The 17,165-nt window shown below is 65.0% G+C and carries 12 protein-coding genes; 4 read left to right on the top strand and 8 right to left on the bottom strand.

Annotation, left to right across the window (positions count from 1 at the left end; all coding sequences use genetic code 11):
• The first annotated feature begins 66 nt into the window (after positions 1–66).
• Complete coding sequence (locus tag ATY02_RS23165) at positions 67–3,666, top strand: PAS domain-containing protein (RefSeq protein ID WP_228022216.1); 3,600 nt, start codon at positions 67–69, stop codon at positions 3,664–3,666.
• Here ATY02_RS23165 and ATY02_RS23160 read toward each other — a convergent pair.
• From ATY02_RS23160 to ATY02_RS23125, 8 genes are all read right to left on the bottom strand, one after another.
• Entirely contained in the window at positions 3,663–4,580 is a 918-nt protein-coding gene (locus ATY02_RS23160) for a LysR family transcriptional regulator (RefSeq protein ID WP_068581288.1), read from the bottom strand. The genes ATY02_RS23165 and ATY02_RS23160 overlap by 4 nt on opposite strands.
• 20 nt (positions 4,581–4,600) lie before the next feature.
• Positions 4,601–5,575, bottom strand: coding sequence for a response regulator transcription factor (locus ATY02_RS23155; protein ID WP_068581287.1), 975 nt, complete (start codon positions 5,573–5,575; stop codon positions 4,601–4,603).
• Positions 5,576–5,654: 79 nt separating this feature from the next.
• Positions 5,655–6,731 carry a GGDEF domain-containing protein gene (locus ATY02_RS23150; protein WP_068581284.1) on the bottom strand — a complete coding sequence of 359 codons (1,077 nt, stop codon included), beginning with the start codon at positions 6,729–6,731 and terminating at the stop codon, positions 5,655–5,657.
• A gap of 18 nt (positions 6,732–6,749) precedes the next feature.
• On the bottom strand, positions 6,750–7,595 hold the full coding sequence (locus ATY02_RS23145) for a DUF4434 family protein (RefSeq protein ID WP_068581281.1): 846 nt from the start codon (positions 7,593–7,595) through the stop codon (positions 6,750–6,752).
• Positions 7,595–10,759: an NfrA family protein gene (locus ATY02_RS23140; protein ID WP_068581278.1), complete on the bottom strand. Its 3,165-nt coding sequence runs from the start codon at positions 10,757–10,759 to the stop codon at positions 7,595–7,597. The genes ATY02_RS23145 and ATY02_RS23140 overlap by 1 nt, the downstream gene beginning before the upstream one ends.
• Positions 10,756–12,933 (bottom strand): cyclic di-3',5'-guanylate-activated glycosyltransferase NrfB, encoded by a 2,178-nt coding sequence (gene nrfB / locus ATY02_RS23135; protein ID WP_068581275.1) that lies wholly within the window; start codon positions 12,931–12,933, stop codon positions 10,756–10,758. The genes ATY02_RS23140 and nrfB overlap by 4 nt, the downstream gene beginning before the upstream one ends.
• Complete coding sequence (gene wecB / locus ATY02_RS23130) at positions 12,930–14,081, bottom strand: non-hydrolyzing UDP-N-acetylglucosamine 2-epimerase (RefSeq protein WP_068581272.1); 1,152 nt, start codon at positions 14,079–14,081, stop codon at positions 12,930–12,932. Before wecB ends, nrfB begins: the two co-directional genes overlap by 4 nt.
• A 592-nt stretch (positions 14,082–14,673) precedes the next feature.
• On the bottom strand, positions 14,674–15,219 hold the full coding sequence (locus tag ATY02_RS23125) for an adenylate kinase (RefSeq protein WP_083235750.1): 546 nt from the start codon (positions 15,217–15,219) through the stop codon (positions 14,674–14,676).
• A gap of 270 nt (positions 15,220–15,489) precedes the next feature.
• Here ATY02_RS23125 and ATY02_RS23120 point away from each other — a divergent pair, with 270 nt between their 5' ends.
• The 3 genes from ATY02_RS23120 (at position 15,490) to ATY02_RS23110 (ending at position 17,026) form a co-directional block, all read left to right on the top strand.
• A complete protein-coding gene (locus tag ATY02_RS23120; RefSeq protein WP_228022215.1) occupies positions 15,490–15,786 on the top strand; it encodes a hypothetical protein in 297 nt (98 codons plus the stop codon).
• Between the two features lie 249 nt (positions 15,787–16,035).
• A complete protein-coding gene (locus ATY02_RS23115) occupies positions 16,036–16,710 on the top strand; it encodes a hypothetical protein (protein WP_141698235.1) in 675 nt (224 codons plus the stop codon).
• A gap of 121 nt (positions 16,711–16,831) precedes the next feature.
• A complete protein-coding gene (locus tag ATY02_RS23110) occupies positions 16,832–17,026 on the top strand; it encodes a hypothetical protein (protein ID WP_068581264.1) in 195 nt (64 codons plus the stop codon).
• Positions 17,027–17,165 lie beyond the last annotated feature (139 nt).

Below are 17,165 nucleotides of genomic sequence, written 5' to 3'. Positions count from 1 at the left end.
GCCAGGTACAGGTTCGCCAGGCACAGGTCCAGCAGATACGGGTTCATGGGGTAGAGGGGCGAGGTGTTGCACAGGTTGACCAACTTCTTCGACAGCCACAGGGGCTGTTGCTATGCACTGGGCGTGGTGCTCGCGGTCGCTGCCGCCGTGGTTCTGGGCAACGGTTATCGCCTGCAGGTCGAGGACGTCTACCGGGCCGGCAGCCAGATGCAGGCCCGGGAGTACGCGGCGGACCTGCAGCAATGGAAGTCCGATGGCTTTGCCATTGGCGCCTTGTCCATTCTCGGGCGTCATACCCCCTCGCTGAAGCAGGTGATCCTGGAGCGCGAGCCCCGCGCCGAGCTGCTGGAGCGCGCGGCTATCCCGCTCAAGGCGCTGACCATGGTGCTGGGCGCCAATCACGCCTTCGTCCTTGACCGGGACGGCGTGGTGGTGGCCGCCCATGATCACCAGGGCCAGGCGCCGCTGGGGTTGAACGTGGCCTTCCGGCCCTACTTCAAGGTGGCGCTGGCGGGGGGCAGCAGTGTCTATGGCGCGATCAGCCGCAGCACCGGTACGCGGATGTTCTACATGGCGGTTCCGGTCTATGAGTCGCGCACCCGCCAGGACCGGGTGATCGGGGCGCTGGTGGTGCGTTTCGACGGCGAGCAGCTCGATGCCCGCCTGGGCAAGCAGTATGGCGACGACCTGAAGATGCTGCTGTCGCCCGGTGGGGTGGTAGTGGCCGCCAGCGCTCCAGAGTTCCTGCTCAAGGCTGACCGCGCCTGGTCGTTATCCGACTTCAATACGCAGTCCGCTGGCCAGTTCGGCGATTACCCATTCGCCCACGGTGTTCCCGAACGCCTGCCATTCGATGTCCACGAGCCCCTGGTCAAGCTGGATGGGCGACGCTACAGCCTGTCCCGGGTCGAGTTCGATTGGAACGACCCCAGCGGTCCCTGGACCCTGGTCACCCTGGGCGATCTGGACGGGGTGCTGCCGGTGGGGCAAGTGCTGCTGATCGAGGGTGTGAGCGCCGCAGTGTTCCTGTTGTTGCTGTGGGGCGGCGTGCGGCGCCTGGGCGATGCCAGGCGGCACAAGGCCGACCTGGCGCGGATCGAGCAGAGCGAACGGCGCCTGGACCTGGCCCTGCAAAGCGGGGCGCTGGGGCTGTGGGATTGGAATGTCAGCCAGGGCATCGTCATCAACAACGATGTCTGGTTGCGGATCCTCGGCTACAGCAAGGAAGAACTGGACCAGGCCTTCGGCCATGGCCTGGACCGCTGGGCCTGCCTGGTCCATCCCCAGGACCATGGGCCGGTGCTGGCCCGGCTCCAGGCGCACCTGGACGGCGAAGCGCCCGAGTACCGTGCCGAGTACCGCATGCGCAGCAAGAGCGGGCGCTGGTTGTGGGTGCTGGACATCGGCAGGGTCATGCAGCGCGATGCCACTGGCGCACCGATCCGGGTCACCGGGGTCTTGCAGGACATCAGCGAGGCAGTGCAAGTGCAGCAGTCGATCGTCGACAGCCAGGGCAAGCTGCAATCGATGATCGCCAACATTCCCGGGGTGGTGTTTCGCAGCCTGCCGGATGCCGCGCGGACCATGGTGTTCGTCAGCGATGCCATCGACGGCCTCTGTGGTTTCACGGCGGCGCATTTCCTGGCCGGGCACAGTTATCGCGAGCGGGTCCACCCCGATGACCTGGAAGCATTCGACCGTTGCCTGGGCCATGCCAGCTACATGCTGGAGTACCGGATCATCACCGCCAGCCAGGAGGTGCGCTGGGTCTATGACAAGGGCCAGACCATCGTCGTGGATGGCGTACCGCAGTACCTGGACGGGGTGATCTTCGACATCAGCGAGCGCAAGGCGGCCGAAGCCCTGGTCCAGCGCGCGCGGCGCGATGCCGAGCTGGCCACCCAGGCCAAGTCGGAATTCCTCGACAGCATGTCCCATGAGATCCGCACCCCGCTGAACGCCATCATCGGCATGGCCCACCTGGTGCAGGACATGCCCCTGGAGCGGGCGCAGCGCGACTGCATCGAGAAGATCGACCGCGCCGCCAGGCACCTGGTGGGCACCATCAACAGCGTGCTCGATCTGTCGAAGATCGAAGCCGGCAAGCTTGGCCTGGAGCAGGTCTGCTTCGACCTGCGGCAGTTGGTGGACGATGTCTTGCTGCTGGTGCGCCAGCGTGCGCAAGAGAAGGCGCTGCAACTGCGCCTGGACATTCCGGCCGCGCTGCCGCGTTGTTACCTCGGCGACCCCGCGCGCCTGGCCCAGGTGCTGACCAACCTGGTGGACAACTCGATCAAGTTCACCGAGGTCGGCGATGTCTGTATCGGTGTGTGCCTGGTGCGCCAATGGGACGACAAGGTGCTGTTGTGCTTCAGCGTCACCGACAGCGGTGTGGGCATCAGCCAGGAGCAACAGCTGCGCTTGTTCGATGCCTTCGTCCAGGCGGACCGCTCCATCAGCCGGCGCTACGGCGGCAGTGGCCTGGGGCTGACCATCGCGAAGAAGCTCGTGCAGATGATGCAGGGCGATATCTGGGTACGCAGCACGCCGGGGCAGGGGGCGGTATTCAAGTTCAATGTGCAGTTGATCCTGCCCCGAGCGGCGCAGGTGCAATTGCCAGCGCCCTCGGTGAGCCCCGCGGCGGTGCTGTTCAGGGACAACGAGCACGGACAACTGCTGGCGGGATCGCGGGTGCTGGTGGTCGAGGACAATCGCCTGAACCAGGATGTGTTGCAGGGCCTGTTGCAGCGTGCCGGGGCTCGGGTGGTGCTGGCTGCCAACGGTGCCGAGGCCTTGGGGCTACTGCTTGAGGACGCACATTTCGACGCGGTGCTGATGGACTGCCAGATGCCGGTCATGGACGGGTATGGCACCACGCGCAAGATCCGCGGTTACGCCCACCTGCGTTCGCTGCCGATCATTGCGGTGACCGCCAGCAGCCAGGCCGATGTCCAGGGCCGGGTCATGGCTGCCGGCATGGATGACCTGGTGAGCAAGCCCCTGGAGGTCATGGCGTTCTACCGGACCCTGGTGCGCTGGATCAAGCGCCGGGAGTTGCCGCTGCAGGCGCTTGCGCGCGAGTTGCCCGGGGCTGTTCCCGCGCCGGATCATGCGGGCATCGATTCGGCGCTGGGCATGGCGGTGGTGAACCAGGATCTGGCGCTGCACCACAAGCTGCTGGCGGATTTTCGCGATGACCAGCGGCCAACCCTCCAGCGCTTGTGGTCGGCCCACGCCGCCGGCGACTTGCAGTGCATCGGCTTTCTCGCCCATGGCCTGCAGGGCGCCGCCGGCAACATCGGCGCCACGGCCCTGGCCGAGGCCGCCAGGCACCTGGAGGCGCAGTGCACCGCAGGGGGCGACCTGGCGCTGTCGATCCAGCAGTTGGCGCAGTGCCTGGAGCCGCTGCTGGCGGAGCTGGCGAACTTGCCCGGGGTGGCTGCGCCGGCAGCGGCGCACCAGCGGCTGGATCATCAGCAACGGCTCAAGCTGCAGCGCCTGGCCGAGTTGCTGCGCGATCACAACGCACAGGCCCTGGGGCTGATCGATGAACTCTGCGAGCAGAGCCGCTGCACTGCCTTGCGCGCGCTGCAGGAGCGGATCTACCGGCTGGAGTTCCGGCAGGCCCATGAACTGTTGGTCGAGCGGGGCATGGCCCAGGGCTAGCTGGCGGCCCGGATCAGTTCCTGATAACGCGCCATGCGCTGCGCACAGTGTTGCGCCAGGCACTGGTGCAGGGCCCGCAGCGACTCGGTGATTTGCGAGCGATGGGACACCACCAGGCTCAAGGGCGCGGCGTCGGCCTGCCAGCCGGGAAGCAGGGGCAGCAGGCGCCCGGCCAACAGGTCCTCGACCACGTTCAACAACGGTAGATAGACCACACCGTGGCCGGCCACCGCCCAGCGCCGCGCGGCGTCGCCGTCGTCGCAGCAGAAGTGCCCCTGTACCCGCACGTCCTCGACCTGGCCCGGCGCATGGAAGCGCCAATGGCTCTCCGGCCGGCCGATGCTGTGGCAGATGATGCATTCGTGCTGGCTCAGTTGTTCGGGTGCCTCGGGCGTGCCGTGTGCGGCCAGGTAGTCGGGCGCGGCACAGGCGATGAAGTGGTGCTGCTTGAGTACCGGCAGTTCCACCAGGTCCAGGGCCAGGCTCTTGCCATAACGCAGCGCGGCGTCGAAGCGGCCCTTGAGCAGGTCCTCTTCCTTGTCGCTCAAGGCCAGCTTGATATACAGGCGCGGCCGTTCCTGCTTGAGCTGGGCGAGCAGGTCCAGCAGCAGGTTGCGGCCCAGGTCGGAAGACACCGTGAGCTCCAGCATGCCGTCGTCGTGGGTCAACGAGCGTTTGCCATTGGCCAGGATCTTCAGCGCGTGCTGTGCGCTTTCCAGGTAGCGCATGCCTTCGGGGGTGAGCTTCAGGGTGCGCGTGGAGCGGGTGAACAGGCGCACGCCGAGGCGGTTCTCCAGACGCTTGAGCGCCAGGCTGGCGGCGGCCGGGGTGATCGACATAATGCGTGCGGCGGGCGACAGGCCTTGCAGTTCGGCAATCAGCACGAACAGTTCCAGGTCAGCGAGGTTAGGCATGGGCGAGGTTCACTGTCCGTTCAAAGGCCGAAAAAGGTCTGTGACGAACTCAACAAGGCCGCCGAGAGTGATTCCGGGTCCCGCTCGATGCATTGCTCGAACCCCGGTTGTGCCTGCATCCGCGCCATGGCCCGGGCATGCCGACCGGTAAGGTCGGTGCCTGGTTGCAAGAGCTCCAGGTGATAGTCCAGGGCCAGGGCGAACAGCCGGGCCGGGAGCGGCAGGGAGGCCGGCAGAGGCTGGGCCGAGCCATCCGGGAACAGCGCCTGGGCCTGGGTGAGGTTCCAGGCGAGGTTGAGGATGGGGTCTTCCGGGTTGGCGTGGGCGAGGATCTCTTCGATCAGCGTTTGGCCGTGGGCCAGGGCCGGGCCGATGGCTGTCGCTTGGCCGAGCCCCATCAGCGCCAGGCATGCGGCGTTGCGCAGCATCGCTGGCTCACCTTGGCAAGTGCTGTTGTCGAGCAGGATCGACAGGCCATCGAGCAGCGCATCGAGGCGGATCCTCGGGTTGCCCGCCAGCTGCAAGGCCAGGGCGGCGATGAAACCGTCGCGCATGTCGCTGCCGGCCGAAGGCTCGGCCACCGGCTGCGGGCGGTGCAGGGGCTTGTCGCGATAGCTCAGTTGCGCCGCCACCCGGGCCAGTACCACCGGTGGTGAAATCGGCTTGGCGATGTAGTCGGCGGCGCCCAGCAGCAGGCCCAGGCGTTCGTCTTCGACACTGCTGCGCGAGGTCAGGAAAATCACCGGGATGGCGGCGGTCGCCGGCTGGCCCTTGAGCTCGCTGAGCACCTGGAACCCATCCATCCCGGGCATCAGGATATCGAGGATGATCAGGTCGGGAGCGGCGCTGCGGGCCAGGGCCAGGCCTTGCTCGCTGTCCTTGGCCAGCAGCACTTCGTATTCGGCCGTCAGGGTCTTGGAGAGCACGATCAAGGATTGTGGATCGTCGTCGATCGCCAGCAGGGTATAGGGCTTGGGGGCGTGCTCTGGGGGCATCAAGGGGGCGCCTGGACAAGATAGGGCGGCAGTCTATCTTATTTGACCGACCGGTCGCGGCGCTGCATTGCCGCAGGCCTCAGGGGTGGAAGGTATAGCGGTCCTTGCCGCCGTGCTTGGACTGGTACAGGGCCTGGTCGGCCTTGACCAGTGCCTGGTTCAGGCTGTCATCGTCCTCGATCCGGGTCAGGCCGATGCTGATGGTGGCCGGGTGCCGGGTCGGTTGTTCGCGAACCACCTGGCATAGGCGTGCGGCGAGGGCCTCGACGTGGTCGTGGTGCACGCCCGACAGGTAGACGGCGAACTCCTCGCCCCCCAGCCGGGCGTAGTCGAAATCCTTCATGACCGACTGGATGTCAGCGGCGATGCGTTTGAGCACCTCGTCGCCAATATCGTGCCCGTACCGGTCGTTGATCCTCTTGAAGTTGTCGATGTCGATCATTGCCAGGTAATGCTCGGGCTCGCGAGGCTGTGCCTTGATGCGCTGGCCGGCGCGGGCCATGAACGAGCGGCGGTTGGGTATCTCGGTCAGGGCGTCGACATAGGCCTGCTCCAGCAAGCGCTTGGCCATGATGTAGTTGTACAGCCGGGCCTGGCGCAAGGTGATGAAGCTGTACAGGGTCAGTGCGGTGAGGAACAGCGAGTAGGCCAGGACGATCAGGCCCTTGAGTTCGGTGATCGAGGTGCGGGTCATCCAGTAGGGGTTGAGTACGCTCCAGGTGATCAGCACCGCGACGAAGAACGACCAGCGCCGCAACGGCATCACCGAGGCGCTGTAGAGAATGCTCGAGGCGCCGAGGATCAGCCAGACCGGGTGCAGGTCCATGGGCAGGCCTTCGATCACCAGCCGCACGGCCAGGGCGATGACCAGCACGAACAGCAGGTTGACCCATTGGAAGTGCCGGGCCCTGCGGGTGAAGCCCAGGATGATGGTGTTGATCACCAGCAATGTCAGGAATACCAGCGAAAGGAAGGTGAAGCCCTGCTGGCCGGGAAAGCTGACGATCAGGTCGAAGATCAGCCAGATGCTCAGGCTGGCGATATAGGTCAGGATGCAGAAGCTGTGCAGGCGTTCGAAATCGTATTGGGCGAACTCGTTCTTCAAGGCCGCCGGGGCGGCCTGGCTGAGTACCTGTTCTTCAATGGTCCTGAACATCGCCGGCCCTTGGGTGAGCTAAGGAGTGCGCAAGGCCTGGCCCCAGGGTCGGTAGCGCAGGGAGAACACGGCCGTGGCATGGCAACCGGCCGCCAGGGTGTCAGGGGGGGCCGGCTCGGCCTGAAACGGCTGGCCTTCGGCGCTGGTCTGGCGAAAGGCTTCGCGGACGATGCCGACCCCGCAGGGCAGGGCATTGGCGTAACTGTCGCGCACCAGCGGCGACAGGCGCGCGGTACCGGCACCGTCCTGCCACCAGACCTGCAATCCGGCGTTCGCCAGATCACCGAGCCAGGCACCGTTGACCTGGGGCGCCAGGTGCCCGGCGCTGAACGCGCTCAGGTGCAGCGGCGCGTCGAGCTGGCGGGCGAAGTCCTCGAGTTGACGTTGCAGGGTGGTCCGGCGCTGGGCATCGAGGAAGTGCAGGTCGTCCAGCTCCATGGGCAGGTACCAGCCACTGACCGACAATTGCCAGTCTTCGCGCAGTTTGCGCTGGCGGTCCAGGGAGGTGGCCAACTGAGCCTGCCAGTAGGCTTCCAGGCCGGCACTGTCCAGTTGCTCGATGCGTTGGTAGTAGGCCGGGTCCATGTACAGGCCCAGCACCAGTTGCAGGCCCTGTTCGCGGGCCTGGCGCAGGCTGTCGGCGAGCCAGCCATGGGCGTCGCCGAAATGCGAGTCGCCGTAGGCGGTCCACTGCACGATCAGGGTCTTTACGCCGTTGCGGGCGCTGTCCTGCCAGATCTTGCGCCACTGTTCGCGGCCCAGGGCCGCATCGCTGTTCAGGGGCTGGTAGAACAGTCGCTCCTCGGCCTGGGCCGGCAGGCCCAGGACCAGCCACAGCAGGGTGATGTACATCAGTCGTTTCATCAGAAATTCAGCTCCACGCCCACCAGGATGCCGTTGCCACCTTCATACAGATTGCCGCCGAGGGATTGCTGGTACTCGGTGCGTACGGTCAGGCGCGAGCGGTAGGCGTTGTATTTGTCGTCATCGAACCAGTATTGCCAGCGCAGGCCGAGCCCGGTACGCAGGTCCTGGCGCCAGTCGTTGCTGGGGTCCTGGGCGGCGAATTCGAGAAAGCCGTAGGGCATGATGGTCTGCGCGGTGCTTACCGGCAGTTTCCAGGCATGGCCCTGCTGGTAGCGCGACAGCCACTGGTGGTCGCCGGCCTTGGTCCACCAGGCCGCGTCCAGATAGAGGAAGCGTTCGTCCCAGTCGCTTTCGTCGATGCGCCAGTCGTTACGGTAGCGGCCCTGGTCGAGGACCGAGGCAGTGGCCCGCAGCAGGTAGTCGGTGCTGGTGTGGCCGCGCTTGCGATGATCGTTGAGCTGGTCCAGCAGCCGCCCGGGATCGAGCATCTGGCCCAGGCTCAGGCCATGGTTGTCGCGGTCGTCGAACTGGCTCTGCTTGTAGATCTCGCCGTAGAAGTTGACGTTGGCGTTGCCCCAGGGCTTGTAGCGCAGGCCGACCCCGGCTGCGGCCGATTCGGCGTAGGAGGAGCGTCCCAGGCCACCCAGCAGAGTACGGCCATAGACCGACAGGGTGCTGCCGTTGCGGCTCGGCTCCTCGCCCAGGGCGTGGTCCCACATGGCGACCTGTACGTTCTGCGACTGCGGGCTGCGCCGAGCGCCCTTGACCCCGCTATCGGGCAACAGGTTGTTGTTGGTGGAGACCCCACCCGGCGACCAGGTACTGGCGATGGTCACGCTGTCGCGTCGGGACAGGGCCTCGTGGGCGCGGCGCTGGCGATAGCGGCGCGCTTCCAGGCTGCCACTCTCGTCATCAGCGGCCACCGGGTTCTGTTCCAGGTCGATGACCCGGCGCAGCTCCTTACGGGCGGCGGCGCTGTCTTCGACTTCGGCGTAACGCCAGGCCAGGGTTTCGCCCAGGCGATAGTCCTCGGGGAAATCACCGGTGGCCTGTTGCAGGTGGGGAATGGCCAGGCGCCGTTGTTGCGGGGTGTCGGTGGCGGCCAGGCGCATGCCGTAGTCGGCAGCAAAGCGTGGATTATCCGGTTGCTGGCGTACGGCCTCGGCCAGCCATTGGGTGCTTTGTTCCGGCTCGCCGGCTTTTTGTGCGGTGACCGAGGCCGCGTAGTAGTGCCCGGCGTCGGGTGCCTGTGTCAGTGCCTGGCGCTGGCGTTGCAGGGCTGTCGGGTAGTCGTGGCGCTGCTCGGCGATCGCCGCGCCCAATGCCCACTCGTTGGCGCCTCGGCTGCTGCTTTGCTGCCAGTAGCGCTCGGCGCGGGCGTTGTCGCCGACGTTGAGGGCGCTGCGGCTGGCCGTGAGCCGGGCGTTATCGCTCAGTTGGGCGTCCGGGATGCTGCGCCAGATGGCCAGGGCCGCGGCTGAATCGCCGGCAGCCTCGAGGGCGTAGGCCAGGGGCAGGCGGCTGCCACGATCGCCCAGGCGCTCGGCCGCCTGGTACCAGGCCACGGCGGCTCCTGGTTGCGCAGGCATGGCGCAGCGGCCCAGGGCACGGTACTGCGCGACGTCCCGGGGCTGCTGGCCAATGCTCTGCTGTACCACATCGCAGCGCCCGTTTTCGGCCAGTTGGGCCAATAGCTGGCTGCGGGTGGCTGGGTCGGCCCGCTTGATCAAGCCTGCCATGCGCTGCAATTGCTGCGGGTTCAGCTGTGGCGTGGCGGCATAGAGTCCGGCCAGGCGCTGCAGCAAAGGGGCGGGCAACGCGCCGCCGTGGCGGTCGTAGGCTTGTTCCAGCAGGGCTTGGGCCTGGGCCTGGCGACCGTCGCCCATGGCCAGGTAGGTGGCCTGGTCCAGCGCCGCGAGATTGCCGCTCTGGCGGTATTGGCGCTCCCACAGCTCCCCTGCTTCGCGCTTGCGCCCCAGGGCCTGGAGCAGCTCGGCGCGTTTTTTTTGTACGGCCGGGGTTTGTGGTTGCAGGCTCAGCCATTGCAGCGCCTGGGCTCCCTGGCCCTGTTTCTGCCAGACCTCCACCAGGCGTTCGCGTCGGGCACTGTCCCAGGGCTCGGGCAGGCGCTGGCTTTGCAGCAGGTCGCTGGCTTGCAGGCGTTGGGCCAGAACCAGCCAGGCCTGGGGGTCGTCGTTGGGCGAGCACTGGCGCAGTTGCTTGAGGGCCGCATCCGGATCGTGCCGCGACAGCCACTCGGTGGTCTCCAGGCAAGGGCGTTGCAGTTCGTCGCTGAGGCGGCGCACGGTGTCGCTGTCGTTCTCCTCGCGGGCCAGTTCCCAGTGCTGCAGGCGAATGGCCGGGTCGGCCTGCTCGGCCGGCGACAGGCGCAGGATCCAGCGTTGGGCCTGATTGTTGTGGCCCAGGGCAATGGCCCGCTGGATCATCGCCCGATGCACCTGGTGCGCCGCTTGGGGGCTTGGGGCCTGTTCAAGCAGGGTTTCCAGCTTGGCTTCGTCCAGGTGCTGCATGTAGGCGTTGGCCAGGCGCTGCCAGTCTTCGGCGTTCAGCTGCCGGCTGGCGGCCAGGGGTTCGAGCTGGGCAATGGTGTCGTCGGTGTTGCTCATCTGCTCGGACCAGTTGGCCCGCGCCTGGCGCAGTTCGGTGTCGTCGCCCTTGGCTGGCAATTGTGCCAGCCAGTCATAGGCCCGACGGGCCCCACCGTGCTTGGCGAGGCTCAGGCTATAGGCCTGCCACAGCTGGGTGCGCTGTGGCATGGGCGTCGTGTCGAGCCAGCGTTGCACCTCCTGCGGGGCGGGCGGGTCCTGCTCGATCCAGGTCAGGCGCAGGTCCAGCAGGGCCTCGCTGTCTGGCGGGGCGTTGTCCATGGTTTCGGCGGCGTCCTTGTAGCGTCGCTGCTTGGCCAGGGCCTGGGCCAGCAGGCCTTGGGCTTCCTGGTTCCTGGGAACCTGCTGTAGCAGGTGGCGGGTCAGGCGCTCGACTTCCTTCCAGTTGCCTTTCTGGGCCTCGCGGTAGCTGCGATCCAGGTAGGGGTAGCTGCGAAAACGCTCGAATTCGGTCAGTTCCTGGGCCTGTGCCAGGGCCAGGCCGGACAGGCTCAGCAGCAGGCTGCCCAGGAGCCAGGGAGTACGGCTCTTCATGCATCCACCTCCGCGACGATACGGTAGGCCGCCTGTTGCTCCTCGGCCTGCTCCGCCAGGGCCTGTTGCAAGACCTCGGGAGTGATCATGCCGCGTTCGATCAGGTGTTCCCCGAGGGAGCTGCGATCGGCGTCGTAGTCGATCATGGCCTGGTTGAACAGGCTCGGTGGCACCAGGCCGTGCACCTGCAACAGGCGACCGATCTGGACCTGGTGGTGACTGACGCGCTCAAGCAGCGCCTCGTCGTCCTGATGGCGTTCCAGCGTGGCGAGCATGTGCCGGGTTTCCTCGCCCTGGTGTTTGCCCGGATACCAGTGGCGGATACCCAGGGTCACCCGTCCCTGGGGCGCCAGGCGACATTTCACCGGACGCTTGAGCTGGCGGCTGATGGTCCCCAGCGAAACTTGGCTGACCGGGTCCTCGGAGGCCAGGATCAGCGTGCCGTCCTCTTCCTTGAGCGGTAGCACGCCGTACTGCACGGCGATGCGCCGGGGGACCGCGGCGATCAGTTGCGGGTCGAGTTTGAATGGGTTGAGCGGGGTCCACTCCAGTTCGAACTGCGCGGCCAGCTCCTGGACCAGTTGGGTGCTGTCGATGTAGCCGCGCAGCAGCAGTTCGCGGCCCAGGCGCCGGCGAACCGGGCTGGTGATGACGGCTTCGAGCTGCTCTTCGCTGAGCAGGCCCTTTTCCACCAGGCGATGGCCCAGGGGCGTGCGCTGGGCCTTGGTCAGGGCAGGAAACTCATGGGTGGTCTTGTCCCAGGCCACGCGTCGCGAGTCACCCATTTGCAGAACCTGGCGCAGGGCCCGCAGGTTGGCGAAGAAGTTGACGAAGTTGCTCCACATCATCCGTGGCGCGGAGAGCAAGCCCTGGCCCAGGCCATAAAAACGGGTGACGAACCAGGCTCGCTGGAACAGGCGGTTGACCAGCATCAGGCCGTTGAGCCAGAGCAGTGCGGCCAGCAGCGGGCTGTCGGCGAGAATCGACTGGAAGTGCCAGGCATCCGGGGACAGCACGGTGATCAGCCACATGTCCAGCAGCACCAGGAACAGCAGGTTCACCAGGAAGCTCAGCAGGTAGGCGATCAGCCCGCGGCGATCGCGCCAGAGGAAGTAGTTGAGCAGGTTCTTGCGGCTCCAGCCCAGGTTGGTGGTGCCTTGGAACACGATGCCGACGATCCACCGCGACTTTTGCCGGACAGCGTGCTGCCAGTCCCGGGGGAAGTGTTCGCGCACACAGATCACCTGGGCGAACTGGCGATTCATGCCCGGGACCCATTCATAGTCCAGGGCCAGTTTCGGATCGTTGATGGAGTAGCGGGCGAAGATGCACTTCATGCCTTTCTGCTTCAGGCGAAAACCGATGTCGTAGTCCTCGGTCAGGCTCTGCACGTCGAAGGCGATACCGTCGCCATCCTCCAGCAGGGCGCCGATGGCCCGGCGACTGAAGCAGGTACCGACCCCGGCGCTGGGCACCTGGCCGGTGAGGGCTTCGCGCACGATCACGTCCTTGCCGTGGTTCTCGGCGAACTCATCGACATAGTGCCCGGCGGTGAAGCCCTGCCATTCCGGCGCGTAGGGATAGACCGGGATCTGGATCAGGTCCTTGTTCGGCAGCAGGTAGTTGTAGAGGCGCAACTCCATGGGCGAGATCACGTCTTCGGCGTCATGCAGGATGAAGCCGGCGAACTCGATCTTCGCCTCGTTCTGAAAGCGCAGGATGGCGTCGATGATGTTGTTCAGGCAGTCGGCCTTGCTGGTGGGGCCGGGGCGGGCGCAGACCACCTTGTGCACGTTCGGGTAGTGCTGGCAGACGGCGTCGACGTCGGCCTGGGTCTCGGCATCGTTGGGGTAGGTGCCGACGAAAATCTGGTAGTTCTGGTAGTCGATGGTGGAGGCAGCCAGGCGAGCCATCTCGCCCACCACGCCGACCTCGTTCCAGGCCGGGACCATGATCGCCAGGGGCTTTTCCGGGGTTTCGAACAGGCGCTCCTCGTCCGCCGGCTTGAACTTCTCATAGATGCGCCAGCGGCGGATCAGCTTGCGGGTCCAGTACACCAGGTCAATGAACAGGTCATCCAGGCCCAGCAGGAACATCAGCAGGGCCAGGGTGATGGCCAGGTACTTGAGGCCGTAGAGGATGTAGATGAAGACGTCGATCAGGGCCAGGTTCATGCCGGGCCACCCGCGGCTTGAGCCTCCAACCAGGTGCTCAAGTGGCGGGCGATATGTTCGCTGGCATGGCCGTCGCCATAGGGGCTGTGGACCCTGCTCATGCGGGCATAGACCTTGTCGTCGTCCAGCAGTTGGCTGGCGTGGTGCACGATGCGCTCACGGTCGGTACCCACCAGCAGCACGGTGCCGCCTTCGAGCACCGCGGGCCGTTCGGTGACGTCGCGCAGCACCAGCAACGGCTTGCCAATGGCCGGAGCCTCCTCCTGGACGCCGCCGGAATCGCTGAGAATGAAGTACGAACGTCCCATCAGCCAGACAAAATGCTGATAGTCCTGGGGCGGGACCAGGTAGATGTTGGGCTTGTCCGAGAGCAGGCGGTAGACCGCGTTCTGCACTTGGGGGTTGAGGTGCACCGGATACAGGAACTGCACGTCAGGGTAGCGCTGTCCCAGTTCCGCCAGGGCTTCGCAGATCTGCTGGAAGCCATCGCCGAAGTTTTCCCGGCGGTGGCCGGTGATCAGCACCATGCGCCGCTTGTCGTCGAGCACCGCCAGGGGCGAGTCGGCAGAAGGGCGCCAGTGGAGATCTTCCTGATGGCTGCGCATCCACAGCAGTGCATCGATCACGGTATTGCCGGTGATCTCGATGTTGGCTTCCGGAACGCCTTCGCGCAGCAGGTTGGCTTCGCACTTGGCGGTGGGGGCGAAGTGCAGGTCGGCGATCACGCCGGTCAGGCGGCGGTTGGCCTCTTCGGGCCAGGGGGCCTTGAGGTTGCCGGTGCGCAGGCCGGCTTCGACGTGGCCGATGGGCAACTGGCGGTTGAAGGCGGCCAGGGCGGCGATGAAGCTGGTGGTGGTATCGCCGTGCACCAGCACGATGTCCGGTTGCAGGCGCTCGTAGGTGGCATCCAGGTTGATCAGCAATTGCTGGGAAAGGCCATTGAGAGACTGGCCCTGGGTCATCACCTGCAGGTCTTCGTCGACACTCAGCTCGAAGGAGTCGAGCACCTGCCTGAGCATTTCCCGGTGCTGCCCGGTGGAGCAGATATGCAGCTCGATTCCGGGCCATTGACGCAGGACCCGGGCCAGGGGCGCCATTTTGATTGCCTCAGGGCGCGTACCGAAAACCATCATGACTTTGAAAGGCATTGACCCCTCCAGGGTGTGATGCAACCGGTTCTGATCCTGAATAAAAGCAGTGGGATCCACTCTTGTCCAACCAGGGTCCGGAATGCGCGCTATCGCTCAAGCACGCGGTTGCGAAGAAAAGAGGGGGTCTGGCAATGGGATCAAATCGAAGTTCCAAAGACGTTCGGGCCAACCGTCTGGAAAATGCAAGATGATGTTTCGACAGGCTTCGGCCGGGCGCACAAGAGTCAATTGTTTATTACATTTTCGTCATAAAAATGACGCTATTGCCATTTATCGGGAGCTTTCAAATTAGCGCGGTATGAATGTGTCAATATGATGTCGCTCGCTGTTAAAATGCCTGCCATTGGCCGCTCGTTGGGTGGCCGGGCAAGTGTTCTGTTTTGCGAGGTGGTTCCGTGGGTCGTGCGTTGGCGTTGTATGTAATGGGAATGACGTTGGTCCTGACGTGTTTTGCCTGGGCGGTATCTTTTTTGTTCCATTGAGCGCCCGGTGGCGTATCGAATCTTTGCGCTTGCCCAACCAGTGAGCTTGGAAGTCTTTGTCCAATAGCGATGCCTTGGCCCGTGATGACGCCAGCTCGCATTCGACCTCAGCAGGGCCCGGTGATGATTGCCAATGCCTGGTCCAGCATTTGTTGCATTGAACCTGAACCTTCGATGCGCCCTTGGGGCTGGTCCAGTCGTGCCAGCCATTCCTTGTGACGTGGGCGGCTGCGACCTGCCCGAGAGCCGCCGTCGTAGGCCGCTGCCCATTCGAGAAAGGCCAGGTGCTGGGTATGCATGTCGCCGCCGGGCAGGATTCGCGGGCCAAAACGCTGTCGTTCCCGTGAGCGGATGCGTTGCAGGCGCAAAGGCGTGGGGGTATCGACATACAACACCCAGTCGGCTTGCGCGATGATTGCATCGCCCCAGCCGTCCATCGAGCCCGAGAGTACCCAGGGCTTGTCCTCCAGGGCCTGCTTGAGGCCCAGCAGCCGCTGTTCTACGGGGCGCGCCTGCTGGAAGGGCGGATCGCTGGGGTGCCAGTAGTGTTCGTCGACGTCGACATGGGGCAGGCCCAATTGCTGTGCCAGGAGCGCGCCCAGGGTACTGACGCCGGCACCCGAGGCGCCGATCAGATAGATGCGTTGATTCAAGGCACGTCCTCCGGGGTCGAACAAGGGGCGACAGAATGCCATCTCGCTGGCTATTGGGTCGGTCTTTGTGTCCAAGGAGCGGAAAATCTTCATCTTCAACTGCTAGAACAAGGCTTCACTCGTTCAGGCAGGGGGCTCCAGTGGAGTGTCCTGTCGCCAGGGAGGCTTGTATCTATGCGCCCCATACTGTTTTTAACCCCGTTGTTGCTATGCACAAGCATTGCCCATGGAGAAGACGCGGCTTCTGTATTGGGGCATGGCTTTGGCTCCTTGAGCTGCATCGACCTGCAGGACCCGGACAGCAAGGCCACCTGTGGTGCTCGTGCATTGTCCAATGGCAAGGGCTGCCAGGGCCTGTCCAGCCAGGGTATGCGCGATAAGTGCCTGGATGAGGCGTTGTATCCTTCGAGCAGCTCGAGTCGCACTCGGGTAACCAGGCCCAAGCCTGCGGTGCCGGCTCGGCTGGCTTCGGACCCGCCGAGCGCGGCGCTTGCGGCACCGCCGCTGTCGGACGCCGAGGTCAAGCGCCTGGAGCAGGTGCTGGGCGTCAACGGCGGCCAGCCCTGAGGGGATCGGCTCGGGAAAACCAGCTTTTGTGTGTCTTCGCGCCAGCCTATATGCTCCCGGCCCTTGGATGATGCGACCTGCTGCAGGTCCCGGGGCCTGGACTTTCCCATGGAGCGAACCGTGCACTACCGACTTTTTGAATGCCTGATGCGGTTTGCCGCTGGGAGCCTGCTGCTGGGAGGGCTGCTGATGATCGCTGGCTGTAGGAGCTCCTCAGTGCAGAGCGAGGAACAACAGGCTCAGGATCGGATGGCGAGTCTTCGCGCCGACTTCAAGCAGGTCCTGGATCAGGGCGTGAACAGGTATCACTTCGACGATTGGGTCGGCGGGCTGGCACTGCGTGCGGTGATCAACCGTCGCAACGAGGTGGTCAGTTGTACCACCGAGGCTCTGCCCGACTACCCACTGCAACGATTTCCGGACAACCGCAAGCTGGTGCCGCTGCTGGAGGAGATCTGCTGGAACATGGTGTTTCCCAGGGTTGGGCCACAACTGTTCTCCAACGACCCGGGGGAAAACCTGCAAGTGGTGATCCCGATGGTTTTCTCGCCCCCCCGGTCGCGCCCCATGGAGGAGCAACGAGTCCGCGCAACGGTCCGTGAGTACAGGGATCAGGAGCGGTATCTCTGGCGGCAGCTGTTTGTCGGCGAGCGCCTGGATAGCATCGGCATCGCTCGGTTCCACGGCGTCGTCAGCGAGCAGGGGCAGATAGCGCGCTGCCAGGTGGAATGGGTCGCCATTGACGAGCGCCTGCCCGACTTCAAGCCGGATTCCGGTCTGGTGCAGCGCCTGGAGGCGCGCTGTGCAACCCTGGATCTGCAACAGATGTCGGTTTTCCTGACCTCGCTGCCGGTGGGCCAGCGATTTCTCTTCGAGTTGGAGTACACCCCCTGGAAGACCTGGTCGAAACACAGTTTCCAGTAGGCTGGAGCGGGCCTGCACTGCAACGCTCGATCAGCTATGGGCGCGGGAGCATGGCAGTGCGTCATGGCGTACGGCCTGTCGTTATCTGGAGCAGGAGCTGGGCTTCAACCGGCAAGGCAGCGTGATCCAGGGATTGGGCGAGGGCATTTACCCCTCGTTCTGCCGTGATGGATGGGGGCTCGAGGCGGGTTGGGACCACTGGAGCGGTGACTACCTCTACGCAACGTCGGTGGCCGGTGACGACCTGCTGCGCCAGTTGTTCGCGGTCATCGAGGCTGGCTTGGCCTCTCATCTGCCGGTGGACCGACCTGGCTGAAAGTCGGCCACCATGCTGGCAAATATTTGCTCGACACTATTTACATCCGGCCTGGCGCTGTTCACCATACGCGCCGTCTAAGTTTCGCTGCTGACCAGACAATTCCAGCCACCAAAAGGGTGGTTGTTTTGTTGCGTCC

Source organism: Pseudomonas sp. BIOMIG1BAC (assembly GCF_001705995.2).
In the GTDB taxonomy this organism is placed as follows: domain Bacteria; phylum Pseudomonadota; class Gammaproteobacteria; order Pseudomonadales; family Pseudomonadaceae; genus Aquipseudomonas; species Aquipseudomonas sessilinigenes.
This window is presented reverse-complemented; position numbering and strand designations above follow the sequence as displayed.

Excerpts from the sequence above, each read along its gene's own strand:
- nrfB (WP_068581275.1), bottom strand. The coding sequence starts at position 12,933 with ATGAACCTGGCCCTGATCGACGTCTTCATCTACATCCTCTACGGCCTC.
- ATY02_RS23115 (WP_141698235.1), top strand. The coding sequence starts at position 16,036 with ATGGCGAGTCTTCGCGCCGACTTCAAGCAGGTCCTGGATCAGGGCGTG.
- ATY02_RS23140 (WP_068581278.1), bottom strand. The coding sequence starts at position 10,759 with ATGAAGAGCCGTACTCCCTGGCTCCTGGGCAGCCTGCTGCTGAGCCTG.
- wecB (WP_068581272.1), bottom strand. The coding sequence starts at position 14,081 with ATGCCTTTCAAAGTCATGATGGTTTTCGGTACGCGCCCTGAGGCAATC.
- ATY02_RS23145 (WP_068581281.1), bottom strand. The coding sequence starts at position 7,595 with ATGAAACGACTGATGTACATCACCCTGCTGTGGCTGGTCCTGGGCCTG.
- ATY02_RS23160 (WP_068581288.1), bottom strand. The coding sequence starts at position 4,580 with ATGCCTAACCTCGCTGACCTGGAACTGTTCGTGCTGATTGCCGAACTG.
- ATY02_RS23150 (WP_068581284.1), bottom strand. The coding sequence starts at position 6,731 with ATGTTCAGGACCATTGAAGAACAGGTACTCAGCCAGGCCGCCCCGGCG.
- ATY02_RS23155 (WP_068581287.1), bottom strand. The coding sequence starts at position 5,575 with ATGCCCCCAGAGCACGCCCCCAAGCCCTATACCCTGCTGGCGATCGAC.